The sequence below is a fragment of the Microcoleus sp. AT3-D2 genome, from assembly GCF_036705715.1.
In the GTDB taxonomy this organism is placed as follows: domain Bacteria; phylum Cyanobacteriota; class Cyanobacteriia; order Cyanobacteriales; family Microcoleaceae; genus Microcoleus.
Genome location: NZ_JAUBVE010000081.1, coordinates 1 through 12,412, shown reverse-complemented (window position 1 = coordinate 12,412; position 12,412 = coordinate 1). Strand labels below are relative to the sequence as shown.

Below are 12,412 nucleotides of genomic sequence, written 5' to 3'. Positions count from 1 at the left end.
TTAATGACGGCGTTAGATTGTCAATAGCCCAATTTTGTCTTGATATTATCCCAGAGAAACTCATCCATTTTTTCCAGGTTATCAAAGAAGTATTCTTCGAGGTATGGCTCAATTTCCATTTGCCAAATATCTTGGATATCTTCAGCTAAGGTTTTCGTCAAAAAGAAGGAGATGCCTAATTCATAGTGTTTGTTGTTAATTGCGCGATTGACATCTTCTAGAATGCTAGTTAATTTATTAACGGGGAAACCTGTTTCCTCTCTCTGGTGATACTGTCGCAGGACTTCATAATTGGGATAAACGGGAATGAATGCGAAGCGGCGACGGAGTGCGTTATCGACTAAGGCAATAGAACGGTCTGCTGTATTCATTGTGCCGATAATGCGGACATTTGTAGGGATTATAAATTCTTCGCCACTGGCTAATTTAACGGTGCGATCACGGTCATCAAGCAAATACATTAACTCTCCAAACACCTGAGATAAATTTGCACGGTTAATTTCATCAATAATTAGAACGCAAGTGTCTTGACAAGACTCAGCTTTTGTGCAAAATTCGAGGAATCTGCCGGGAACTATGGGATAAGTTAATTCCCCATCTTGACTCTGCGGCCGGATGCCTTGAATAAAGTCTTCATAAGTATAAGCGGGATGAAATTGAATAATGTCTGAAAAGCCGTCACCGCCACCGATTAAGTATTGGGCTAGTTTTTGAGCAAGGAAGGTTTTTCCGGTTCCGGGCGGGCCTTGGATTATGGCTTGTTGCTTGCGGTTAATGGTGCGTATCCAGCGGTTTAGTTCAGATATTTGAAAACCCGTAAAATAAGAAATTTCTTCGAGGCTATGATAGAATCGATTAAATTCTTTTGTATATACTGAAAAATATTGACTGATAAGCAGAGGTAACTCATTATCATACAGATTGCAACATAAAAACAAGGGAAATATTTTTTTAAAAGTTTGCGCTATTATTTGAATTAACTGTTTAGCAGAATATCCTAATACTTGTTCTGATTCAAGTGAGATAGCGACCTGAATATTAGTAATTTTATGTCTTTTAACTTCCGGTGGTTGTTGGGCTAAAGAAATAATACTTTCCAATAATTCATAAATACATTTTTGAGGTTTCATGATTATGCTACGCGATTCCGGCCAAATGGAATTAACACTAATTATTTGCTGAGTTAAATAGCAATGATGTTGATTGGGAAGCTCGTAACGTTTAAGCATTTCGATTACACCTGGTTTATCTAGATAATTACATTGATAATTTTCTATTATGCAATCAACATAGTCACTTTTTGCAGAAAAACCAAAAGTTAAATTTTGGCTGTCAAATCTTAGCATTAACTGAGCTTCATCGAGAGAATTGATATCTTCAAACCCAAAAGCTACACTGTAAGCTATTGATTGGCAAAAGTCTGTTCTAATGATAGAACCAAGTCTTTCCCACTTGATATTTATATGTTTTTTTATAAAATCTGGTAACATCTCTTCCACCTGAATTGAAACATACTTTAAGGGTTCTTCTACATATTTTAAGAAATCTTTTTTGTGTGCTATGTAAAAATCTGAGCTTTCATCTTCTGTAGTATAAAATTGTGCCAATAAGTTAAATGTGTCTGCTGAAAAAGGACATTCAGGATGTACAAAAACTTTTTCCATTTTTTCTGTATGTTTAAGGTGACTCAATTGTTGTTCTTAAATTATTCTAGCCGATCGCCCTTCCCGACACCAGATATCTGAGATGCGATCGCACCCACCATCCTTACCCTCATCAATTGCCCTGCCAAACCAGTAACACAGGCAAAACCGCTAACAACAGTTCCCGGAAAATTTAAACTTGCGCCGAGTGACTCAGATTTACCAAATTGTGTCTATACTAGATAATTGAATCCGGCGATCGCGACTAATAACGGGTACATTAAGATACAAAGCAGTAGCAGCAATAATGCGATCGGGCAAATCGGGAATTTGCGATCGGTCAACTTGCCTTAAAGTCAAAGCTATATTGCGATCGAAAGGAATTTCAACCAATAAGGCATCATCGCTCTCAACTTCTCTCAATAATAGATCGAGAGTAGTTGAATTAATCCGCCCTCTCTCGCTCAGATAGACAATTTCTGCTAATGTAATTGATGAAAAAGCCACCTGATTTCCCTCGGCCGCTATCTCTTCTATTGTCGTTCTAGCAGTCACCGAAAGTCGTGCATCGGCAAAGATATACCAGATCACAGCATGAGTATCAGCTACAGCACGCAGCATTAGAAATCCTCCCTTGGGAAATTCGCCCATTCTTCGCTACGAACTTCATCTATATCAGCGGCAGAAGGTGCAATTCCCAAGTCAGCACATAAACCCCACAATGATTTGCGGGGAGTCTGCCCCACAACTAATTCTCGTTCTATTTCAGGAACAATCCACTTAATCAATCGTAACTTTTCGGCTAGAGACAAGTGCTTAACAAGATTTAAAACCGCCTCAAAAGTCATGTTTTTTATGTTTCAATTTGTGATTGGTGTAATTGTAGCATTTTGGCTGCCAAGGACAGCATCACCAGGTTTGGGTTGAGAAGATTCGTTTACCACGGTTCCCGGAAAAGTTAAAACTGTGTCGAAACAATCTAAACGTGCTATATTCAATTCCGTAAACCCTGAACTGCGCTTTCAGGTAATGCAAATTTATAAACGAGTCAACTGAATGCTCTCTACTTTTAAGAAATTAGCTTCAATTGCAATCATCTTTGCCGCCCTAGAACTTTTACGTAATTACCCGCCGTTCAGAGAAATAGAAAATTATATCGCAAATAGAGACCCAGCAAGTGCTACCTTAGACGCTGGAACTCTGCAGCAAAAATCCAGCAGCCCGCCTCCGGTACCTCCCAAAAAATCACCGGAGCAAAAGTTTGATGTAGTAGTATATGGTGATGAAGTACCGGGGATATGTGCGGCGATATGGGCGAAGAAAACTTTAGGCCCAAAGGGCAAAGTTGCGATCGTGCGATCGAACTACGGAAGAGATCCTTTGGGCGGCTTACTCACCCGCGGCGGTTTAGCTTACATCGATTTAGATAAAATCCCCAATTGGCACCGCCAACCCTACGCCCAATGTTTTAAGGAATTCTTAGATAAAGCGAATGCGCGGGAATCTTGCTTAGACCCAAAAAGGGCAGATCAAGCTCTCAGACAAATGCTTTCTGCAGCAAAAGTCAGAGTTATTTCCAACTCAACTCTTACTCCCCACGTCGTAGATAAAAAAATCGAATATGCCGAAGTAAAAGGCAGCACCTTAAGAATTAAAGCCAACTCTTTTATAGACGTAACTCAAGACGCGGAATTAGCCAGAAAAGCCGGATTATCTTATTATACAGGATATCAATCTCAAAATATAAAATCCAAAAATGAAACTTTAGCAGTCTCTGTAGTTCCGACAATTACAGGTATAACGATGTCCGAATTCCGCAGAATAGAAGATGAAATTCTTTACAACAGGCCTTTGGTAAAAAAGATTAAAGAAAGCATTATGAAATCTAAAGATCCGGCTAGTACAAAATTCTGGATGAGGAATTTCTGGAGTACGATTTATCAGCCATATACTGACGGCTACGACATCAGAAGTGTAGCTATAGGAGCAGCGTATCACATAGACAGAAATCTGCCCTTTAGTCAAAATAAAGGATTCTTTTTTGATAAAGGCAATGTCTGCGTTTATAACAAAAATGTGCTGTCTTGGAACGGGTTTCTGTTTAAATACCAAGTTGACCAAATCATGAAGATGGAAGCTAACGGCAGAAAACCGACTCCTGAGATGATTAAAGAAATGTCACATCTCCAACACTGGCTACAAAAGAAGTCGGGTAAAGATGTGAGAGTATTTATTCCAGACGAGATTTATATCAGGCAAAGTTTGAACGTTCGCGAGGTGGTAGATCCGCTGACGGGGAAGGAGATTATCAAAGGGGGAACAGCAGCGTCCAAGTCGATCGGCAGTTTTTCCTACGATTTCGATATGCGGGGCGGAGTCAAGCATTTATCTACGAGAATTCCGCCGCTGCCAGTGTATAATTTCGGGATAGAAAGCGCTTTGGCTAGCAAAGTGAATAATTTAGCTATTGTCGGGCGATCGTCCGGTTATGTCGGTATGGCTGTATCCGTCGGGCGAATTGCGACGGTGAATATTTATCAAGGACAAGGTGTGGGCGTGGCCGCTGGTTTGGCTACCAAGTTCGGCGTGCCGCTGAATTCGATTACTTCGGCTGAAACGAAAAAAACTCTGGAGACTTTAACGGGAAAAACTACGTATTTGTCGGGGAGAGATACGAGTTATGGGGTGGATTATAAAGAGGTGAAATAATTAAAGATATTAAGAGAAATGAACCGCAGAGGACGCAGAGGGCGCAGAGAGGAGAGGGATGAGAGGGTTTTTTAGGAGAGGATGAGGCGGCGGATTCCTTCTTTTAAAAAGCGGACATTGAAGTTGATGAGAAGGGCTAGAGGATAACCAGTCATTTTGAGGTAGGAGATAACTTGAGCCTCATGGATAGGAAGTATAGTTTGGACTGACTTTAATTCAACTAACAGAGTGTTAGCAACCAGCATATCGTATCTGCCTTCCCCAACCACAACACCTTTATAAGTTACATTTACTGTAGGTTGAGGTTGAAAAGGAATTCCCCGGCGCGAGAGTTCTTCACGCAACGAATTCTCATATACCGCTTCCAAAAACCCCGGCCCCAACTCCTTATGAACCTCCATCGCCGCCCCAATCACAGCATAAGTCAACTCATTAAGATCCTCTGCCAACTCCCCTCTCCTCTTCTCAAACCCATATCAAAATCATAACCCAAAACCCTCGCAACACTCTTCCCTCTGCGCCCTCTGCGCCCTCTGCGGTTCAAAACTCTTCTCTTAATGGAGTGGATTGTAAAGACGTGAATAGATATTAAGAGGATTTTACCGCAGAGAACACAGAGAGCGCAGAGAGGGGAGGGATAAAAGGTTTTTTTACGACATCCAAAACCCTCGCAACACTCTTCCCTCTGCGCCCTCTGCGCCCTCTGCGGTTCAAACCTCTTCTCTTCCCCCCGCTGTGGCACAATCTTATATATAAAACCTGCACCCTCTCGCCAATGACCGCAAACCTACCCCCCCAATACGACCCCCAAGCCACCGAAGCCAAATGGCAAAAATACTGGGAAGACAACCAAACCTTCAAAGCTGACCCAGAAGCCGGCGGCGAACCTTACTGCGTAGTTATTCCGCCGCCCAACGTCACCGGCAGCCTCCACATGGGACACGCTTTTGAAGAGACGCTGATTGATGTCCTCGTCCGCTATCACCGCATGACTGGACGCAATACCCTGTGGTTGCCGGGAACGGATCATGCTAGCATCGCAGTTCAAACTATTCTCGAAAAGCAACTCAAAGCAGAAGGCAAAACTCGCCACGATTTAGGCCGAGAAAAATTTTTGGAACGGGCCTGGGAGTGGAAAGCGGAATCGGGCAATACTATTACTAATCAATTACGCAGTTTGGGCGTGTCTGTTGATTGGTCGCGTGAACGCTTTACGATGGATGAAGGCTTATCCGCTGCGGTTTTAGAAGCGTTTGTCCGCCTGTACGATGAGGGGCTGATTTATCGCGGCAATTACTTGGTGAATTGGTGTCCGGCTAGTCAGTCTGCTGTGTCGGATTTGGAGGTAGACCAGCAGGAAGTTGACGGCCATTTGTGGCATTTCCGCTATCCTTTGACGGACGGTTCTGGTTATTTGGAGGTGGCGACGACTCGGCCGGAAACGATGTTGGGCGATACTGCGGTGGCGGTAAATCCACAGGACGATCGCTACAAACATCTTATCGGTAAAACTGTGACTTTGCCGATCGTCAATCGCGAAATTCCAATCATTGCTGATGAGTTTGTCGATCCGACTTTCGGAACTGGCTGTGTTAAGGTGACACCTGCCCACGATCCGAATGACTTCGAGATGGGTAAACGTCACAATTTGCCGTTTATTAACATTATGAATAAGGACGGCACTTTAAATGAAAATGCCGGAGAGTTCCAGGGACAAGACCGATTTGTTGCCAGAAAGAATGTGGTGCAGCGGTTAGAAAATGACGGGGTTTTGGTTAAAATAGAAGATTATAAGCATACTGTTCCTTTCAGCGAACGTGGCAAAGTTGCGGTCGAACCTTTGATATCTACGCAATGGTTTGTGAAGATCGATCCTCTTTCTCAACGCGCTTTAGAAGCATTAGATCAAAGTAACTCACCAGTCTTTGTTCCTGACAGATGGACAAAAGTTTATCGGGATTGGTTGGTGAAGCTGAAGGATTGGTGTATCTCCCGCCAATTGTGGTGGGGACACCAAATCCCGGCTTGGTATGCTGTTAGCGAAACCCAAGGAGAAATTACTGACACGACGCCGTTTGTGGTGGCAAAAACTGAAGCTGAAGCTAGGGAAAAAGCAACTGCTAAATTTGGTAATGACGTGCAGTTAGCAAGAGATCCAGATGTATTGGATACTTGGTTTTCGTCTGGGTTGTGGCCTTTCTCAACTTTGGGATGGCCGGACGAAACTAAAGATTTGGATTTTTACTATCCGACTACTACTTTGGTTACAGGTTTTGATATCATCTTTTTCTGGGTTGCTAGAATGACGATGATGGCAGGACATTTTACTGAAAAGATGCCTTTTGATACTGTTTACATTCACGGTTTGGTGTTGGATGAAAACGGTCAGAAAATGTCTAAGAGTAAAAATAACGGTATCGATCCGCTGCTGTTGATTGGTAAGTACGGTACTGATGCTTTGCGCTACACTTTGGTTAAGGAAGTGGTAGGGGCAGGTCAAAATATTCGCATGGAGTACGATCGCAAAACTGATGAATCGAAATCAGTGGAAGCTTCCCGGAATTTCACGAATAAGTTGTGGAATGCGGCCCGGTTTGTGATGATGAATTTGGAGGGACAAACGCCGCAGCAATTGGGAAGCCCTTCTGTGGAAGGTGGTTTGGAATTGTGCGATCGCTGGATTCTTTCTCGCTACAATCAAGTTGTGCAACAAAGCCACAATTCTTTGGAAAATTACGGTTTGGGGGAAGCGGCGAAGGGACTTTATGAGTTTATTTGGGGCGATTTCTGTGACTGGTATATTGAGTTAGTCAAGTCTCGCTTGCAACAGGATGCTGAACCAAATTCTAAGAAAGTGGCACAGCAAACTTTTGCTTTTGTGTTGGAAGGGATTCTGAAACTGCTGCATCCTTTTATGCCACACATTACTGAGGAAATTTGGCACACTCTGACTCAAACAGGTGATGGTGAATGTTTGGCTTTGCAAGCTTATCCAGAAGCTGATATCTCGCTAATTGATGCTGATTTGGAACAGCAGTTTGAGTTGTTGTTCGGCACAATTCGCACTATTCGCAATTTGCGGGCCGATTCGGATATCAAACCCAGTGTGAAGGTGACGGCGATTTTGCAAAGCGAAAGCGAGAAAGAACGCCAAATAATCTCAGATGGAGGTGTTTACATTCAGGATTTGGCAAAAGTCGAAAATCTGACAGTTACGGCTAGTTTGGATGCAGATTTGGGACAGACAATTGCTGGGGTTGTCGGTACTGTGCAAGTATTGATTCCCCTGGCTGGGGTGGTGGATTTGGCGGCTTTGCGTGCTAAGTTAGAGAAGAAGTTGAGCAAGGTGGAAGCTGAAATTAAGCATACTGCGGCGCGCTTGACTAATCAGAAGTTTGTGGATAAGGCTACTCCTGATGTGGTTCAGGGGGCGAGGGATGCTTTGGCGGAAGCCGAAAAACAAGCGGAGATGTTGCGCGATCGGCTAAAGTTGTTTTAATAGTTGACTGTGGACTGTAATCTTGTTCCCAGGCTGTGCCCATTAGTGACAACAAACACGTTAAACAGACCGTCTCTTTTGTTTTTATCGAAGTCTAGATCCCCCCTAACCCCCCTTATTAAGGGGGGGACAAGAGGGCTCAAAATCCCCCTTGTTAAGGGGGATTTAGGGGAATCGATACTCGGCTAGAAGCGAGATATACAAATAACAAATAACAAATAACCAATAACCAATAACAAATAACCAATAACCAATAACCCTCATGTTATATTTAGCGCAAGTACGACCAAATCAGGAAAACTTAGGCGAACCCGCCCTGCAATTGCTGGCTTGCCAAAATTCTGATGATACTTGGGCTATTCTTAGTGAAGAAAGTTTCTTGACATTACCGAAAGATTTTCATCAAAATCAAATTAACTCTGCAACTAATGTTTTAAATGAAGGAATTTTAGTATTAGCAGATATTGGCGAAAATAACCAGGTTGTAAATATTCAAGCAGCTACAAAGTGGATACTACAATTAGTTGAGAAATATTTAACAACAGGCTTTACTCCCGATTTTTTGCAGCAAGAAGCCCTGAAAGCAGAAGATTGGCGGCAATCTCTCACTTTGCAAAGTCAAGAATTGTCTCGCCGCTTGATTGAAGTTGAAGCCCGCCGAGAACAAATTCAAAATTTAGAAGCAAAACTCCAGCAGGAAAAGCAATTGTTGGAAAGTTCGATCGCCCAATTGCCTATTCCGCCCGCTACTCCACTAATTTGACTTATAATTTGACTTAAATTAACACACCAAACTTAGGGACACGGCACTAGCGCGTCCCTACAAACCTAATATGCAATTTGCTGGACATCATATAATTTGTAACTTGACAAATACCCCTTACCCGTTGCCGAATCGCCAGCAAAATTGCCTGCGGTTAAAGCACTTTTGACTTCAGCCAAGCAGCGGGGAGACACAGCAGTTTCTGAGAATTGGTAACGTAAGCCCGCTTCTGGAAAACATCGTACTGATTGCGTTCGATCGCATTTAAGATTCTGCTGTACAGCATTGTAGCCGCCCAAACAGTCCAGCGAATATCGGGACTGAGCACTTTTATTCCTGGCTCGGCGCTGGCGTATAATTTGCGAGCTCGCTGAATTTGAAACCGCATCAATTCCCGCCAGCGGTTGTCAATTACACCGTTGAATAAATCTTCTTCGGTGTAGTTAAACAAGGCTAAGTCTTCTAAGGGAATGTAAATGCGGCCGCGGCGGGCGTCTTCTCCGACATCGCGCAGAATATTAGTCAACTGCTTGGCAATACCGAGGGAGATGGCTTCTTCTTTGGGAATTCTATTCCCCCAGTGCCAATTCCAGTTAGCAGCGGAGCTCGATTCGCCTACGCCCATGACAGACATCGACATCAGCCCTACAGTACCCGCTACTCGATAACAGTAAAGATTGAGCTCTTCAAAAGTTTCGTAGCGGCTGCGGTACAAGTCCATTTGCTGGCCCGCAATCATCTCTCGAAACGGCCCAATGTCGATCGGGAAACGAGACAGCGTATCCACCAACGCTACGTCGTAGTCGTCGTGAGGATGGCCGGCAAACACAGATTCTAGGCGTTTTTCCCAGAGATTGAGGGTTTCAGGGGTCGTTGCATCAGAACCCGGCCCGTCTACGAGTTCGTCGGTGCGGCGGCACCAGACGTAAATCGCCCAAATCGCCCGACGCTTCGCTTCGGGCATGAGTTGAGTGCCTAAATAAAAATTTTTGGCATAACTCGCCGTGACTTGGCGGCACAGTTCGTAAGAGTCATCCACAGAAGCCAGAGTTCTCATGCACTGGAGTTTTGACAGTTGCAGCATCCGAGAATAAGAAATTTAAAGATTAGAACTGACATTCCCCCGTTTAGAAAACGGGAGATTCTTTTACGTCTTTATGAAAAATTCTTAATTTTTCATTTGTTATTGGCCGTCGAAATAGCCTGCGCTGTCAGCTTACCAGAAAGCACGGCACCTTCCATACTCGCAAGATAACGCTGCATTGTATAATCCCCCGTTAGATAGAAATTGCTAATGGGAGTTGTTTGTGTGGGACGGCACTGCTGGCGTCCGGGAGTGGCTTTGTAGACGGAACGTGGGGTTTTGACTACGTGATATTTGAGCAGTTTGGCTGGTTCTGGGATTTGATCGGGAAAGAGTTTTTCTAACTCGACCATTGTCGCTGCGACGATATCTTCGTCAGATTTGCCTATCCAGTCTTTGGCCGGTGCTAAAACCAGTTCCAGCATGGATTTGTCTGGGTTGGCATATTCGCGGCAGGTGTTGCTCATGTCGGCGTAGACGCTCAGCAGGGGCGATCGCGAGAACAGCAAATGGTCGATTTCAGTTAGCTTGCGATCGAACCACAAGTGTACATTAATGACGGGTACTCCCTCCAAGCCTTCGAGCTGTTTGAAATAATTCATTTCGCCCCAAGGTTTCGGCATCATCAACTTGAGCGGGTCAACCGGTATCGCGGAAACGTAAATATCGGCGGTCAGAATTTCTGACTCTGCCCCTTTTACTCCCCCAATTTGGAAGCCGCGCACCGTGTTGTCATCATTGAGCAAAAACTCTTTGATGGGTGCATTCAGCCGTACTTCACCGCCGCGCTCAGTTATGTAGTCTACCATCGGCTGACACAACCTTTCTGTGGGGGAACCGTCTAAAAAGGCCATTTTCGAGCCGTTTTTCTCTTGCAAGAAGCGGTTGAGGGCTGTCAGCAGTATGGTTGCAGATATTTCGTGGGGGTCGATGAAGTTGAGCGCCTTGGACATGGCGATGAATACTTCTTTTTCGACTCTGGGGGGGACGTTTTGCTTTTTGAGCCAGTCGGAAAACGAGTATTTGTCCATTTCTTCGACATAGTTTTGACCCTGAAGCATGGCCGGAATCAAACCTATACCAAAGCGGATTTTTTCGGGCCAGGTGAGCATATCGTTGTTGCCCAGGATGGCTGCGACGCCGTTGAACGGGGCCGGAAGATCGGGAAAGTCAAACCGCGAATAAGTTCCGGGGTTGTTTGGCTGGTTGAAAATCATGCTGTGCTGTTTCCATTGCAGCCTGTCTTCAATGTCAAGTTCTTTGAAGAGTTGGAGCATATTCGGGTATGCACCGAAGAAGATGTGGAGGCCGGTTTCATACCAGTCGCCGTCTGCATCTTTCCAAGCGGCGACTTTGCCGCCGAGTACGTCCCGACTTTCTAGGAGGATGGGGGTGTGGCCCGCGTCGGTAAGATATTTAGCGCAGGAAAGTCCTGCTAAGCCTGCTCCGGCGATCGCAACTCGCATTTGATACTACTTGGCCTCTGTGTTCGCTTCGGTTTAATTATACTTTACAACTCGTTACATTTTTTGGGAACTGGGGCTGGTGGATGTGAGGGGATTTTAGCTTTTAGATTTTGAGATTTTAGATTTTAGATCGCTCCCACAGCCACAATCCGGGGGCTTGTGAGGACGACGCAGAGCTTTTTTCTGGCTCCCCATCCGCGATCCGGGGGCCCCTGAGCAAATTGCTTGATTGTCAAAGGACTGTTCCGAAAGATGCAATACCTCAGTATTAACGGAAATTTAGGACTTTTTGCTATCATCAATTATGAGGAAAATTTCAATAAATTAGTTAAATTTATGGTGCAAACAATTCAAGCTAGAAATGTCGCACTGAACGATTTGGAAACCCACTTCAAAATTGAGTGGGTTGAGGATGACCAATTCTTTCGCGAGTGGCAAGATGATTTGCCAGAAATCAGCGATTATGAAAAACAGCGGCTGGACAGAGTGAAGGCAAGTTACAGGAATTTGCTCAAACATCCGCCACTTCTAGAAAATACAGTCAAAATGGTTGTGCTGTCTCCTTTTTTGGATTTAGCAGATTTTTATCTGGCTCCTTTTCATGTTACTTCCGAAAAATCTGTAGAAATTGTGGACGAAGATGAAGGACTGATTGTCAGTGGACAGTTGGATGTTTTGGCTTTGTTTCAGGAGTTTTGGGTAGTAGTTATCGAATCGAAGAAGGCTGCGTTTTCTTTGGAAGTAGGCATACCGCAGTTACTGGCTTATATGTTAGAGAATCTGAGTGCCGATCGACCTACTTACGGATTGTTAATGAATGGGGCCGATTTTCTATTTGTCAAATTAGTTAAGCGGGAAAAAGCACAGTACGCTTTTTCTCGGAAGTTTTACCTTTTCAATCCGGGGAATGATTTGTACAGTGTGCTGAGTATTTTGAAGCGCCTCGGTCAGTTGAATGTTGGCAATACAGTTTAGAAAGCGATCGCCCTCTTCTGGGGGCGATCGCTCAGAGACGCGGTTGTACTTCGCTTAAATAAAAAATCAACAATGAACTAATTAGAATCTCCAGTATTATTTAAACAATTGTTCGCAGTGCCGCTAAGCTGTTCGACATCTAAACTGCATTAACTCGCGTTACCTTTATTGTTTATTTTTCGGTTCCATTTCATAATTAGTCCTCCTTCATTTAACAGTTTATGTAACAGTGATTCTAGTTTTTCAATGGATTCAAATAATCTATTAGCAACA

10 protein-coding genes are annotated in these 12,412 nt (G+C 44.0%); 4 read left to right on the top strand and 6 right to left on the bottom strand.

Annotated features, from left to right (window positions below; genetic code table 11):
* Positions 1 to 20: 20 nt before the first annotated feature.
* The 3 genes from QUB44_RS25630 to QUB44_RS25620 all read right to left on the bottom strand — a co-directional run bounded on the left by QUB44_RS25630 (position 21) and on the right by QUB44_RS25620 (position 2,491).
* Entirely contained in the window at positions 21 to 1,664 is a 1,644-nt protein-coding gene (locus QUB44_RS25630; protein ID WP_333371930.1) for an AAA family ATPase, read from the bottom strand.
* A 198-nt stretch (positions 1,665 to 1,862) separates the two neighbouring features.
* Positions 1,863 to 2,264: a type II toxin-antitoxin system VapC family toxin gene (locus QUB44_RS25625; RefSeq protein WP_333371928.1), complete on the bottom strand. Its 402-nt coding sequence runs from the start codon at positions 2,262 to 2,264 to the stop codon at positions 1,863 to 1,865.
* Positions 2,264 to 2,491 carry a hypothetical protein gene (locus QUB44_RS25620; protein ID WP_333339721.1) on the bottom strand — a complete coding sequence of 76 codons (228 nt, stop codon included), beginning with the start codon at positions 2,489 to 2,491 and terminating at the stop codon, positions 2,264 to 2,266. Before QUB44_RS25620 ends, QUB44_RS25625 begins: the two co-directional genes overlap by 1 nt.
* 208 nt (positions 2,492 to 2,699) lie before the next feature.
* On the opposite strand from QUB44_RS25620, the gene QUB44_RS25615 reads away from it, so the two are divergent.
* Positions 2,700 to 4,352, top strand: a complete 1,653-nt coding sequence (locus QUB44_RS25615; protein WP_333371926.1) for an FAD-dependent oxidoreductase — start codon at positions 2,700 to 2,702, stop codon at positions 4,350 to 4,352.
* A gap of 71 nt (positions 4,353 to 4,423) precedes the next feature.
* Here the strand turns inward: QUB44_RS25615 and QUB44_RS25610 are convergent, their stop codons facing one another.
* Positions 4,424 to 4,801 carry a GxxExxY protein gene (locus tag QUB44_RS25610; RefSeq protein ID WP_333371924.1) on the bottom strand — a complete coding sequence of 126 codons (378 nt, stop codon included), beginning with the start codon at positions 4,799 to 4,801 and terminating at the stop codon, positions 4,424 to 4,426.
* Between the two features lie 326 nt (positions 4,802 to 5,127).
* On the opposite strand from QUB44_RS25610, the gene QUB44_RS25605 reads away from it, so the two are divergent.
* Positions 5,128 to 7,851, top strand: a complete 2,724-nt coding sequence (locus tag QUB44_RS25605; protein ID WP_333371922.1) for a valine--tRNA ligase — start codon at positions 5,128 to 5,130, stop codon at positions 7,849 to 7,851.
* Between the two features lie 262 nt (positions 7,852 to 8,113).
* Entirely contained in the window at positions 8,114 to 8,614 is a 501-nt protein-coding gene (locus tag QUB44_RS25600; protein WP_333371920.1) for a hypothetical protein, read from the top strand.
* A 154-nt stretch (positions 8,615 to 8,768) separates the two neighbouring features.
* Here QUB44_RS25600 and crtB read toward each other — a convergent pair whose 3' ends face one another.
* Positions 8,769 to 9,698: a 15-cis-phytoene synthase CrtB gene (gene crtB, locus QUB44_RS25595; protein ID WP_333160051.1), complete on the bottom strand. Its 930-nt coding sequence runs from the start codon at positions 9,696 to 9,698 to the stop codon at positions 8,769 to 8,771.
* Between the two features lie 92 nt (positions 9,699 to 9,790).
* Positions 9,791 to 11,164, bottom strand: a complete 1,374-nt coding sequence (pds, locus tag QUB44_RS25590; protein ID WP_333371918.1) for a 15-cis-phytoene desaturase — start codon at positions 11,162 to 11,164, stop codon at positions 9,791 to 9,793.
* Positions 11,165 to 11,416: 252 nt separating this feature from the next.
* On the opposite strand from pds, the gene QUB44_RS25585 reads away from it, so the two are divergent.
* Positions 11,417 to 12,139 carry a restriction endonuclease subunit R gene (locus QUB44_RS25585; protein ID WP_445299926.1) on the top strand — a complete coding sequence of 241 codons (723 nt, stop codon included), beginning with the start codon at positions 11,417 to 11,419 and terminating at the stop codon, positions 12,137 to 12,139.
* Positions 12,140 to 12,412 lie beyond the last annotated feature (273 nt).

Coding starts and splice junctions, on each gene's coding strand:
- QUB44_RS25620 (WP_333339721.1), bottom strand. CDS start 2,491: ATGACTTTTGAGGCGGTTTTAAATCTTGTTAAGCACTTGTCTCTAGCC.
- QUB44_RS25615 (WP_333371926.1), top strand. CDS start 2,700: ATGCTCTCTACTTTTAAGAAATTAGCTTCAATTGCAATCATCTTTGCC.
- QUB44_RS25605 (WP_333371922.1), top strand. CDS start 5,128: ATGACCGCAAACCTACCCCCCCAATACGACCCCCAAGCCACCGAAGCC.
- QUB44_RS25625 (WP_333371928.1), bottom strand. CDS start 2,264: ATGCTGCGTGCTGTAGCTGATACTCATGCTGTGATCTGGTATATCTTT.
- QUB44_RS25585 (WP_445299926.1), top strand. CDS start 11,417: ATGCAATACCTCAGTATTAACGGAAATTTAGGACTTTTTGCTATCATC.
- pds (WP_333371918.1), bottom strand. CDS start 11,164: ATGCGAGTTGCGATCGCCGGAGCAGGCTTAGCAGGACTTTCCTGCGCT.
- QUB44_RS25600 (WP_333371920.1), top strand. CDS start 8,114: ATGTTATATTTAGCGCAAGTACGACCAAATCAGGAAAACTTAGGCGAA.
- QUB44_RS25630 (WP_333371930.1), bottom strand. CDS start 1,664: ATGGAAAAAGTTTTTGTACATCCTGAATGTCCTTTTTCAGCAGACACA.
- crtB (WP_333160051.1), bottom strand. CDS start 9,698: ATGCTGCAACTGTCAAAACTCCAGTGCATGAGAACTCTGGCTTCTGTG.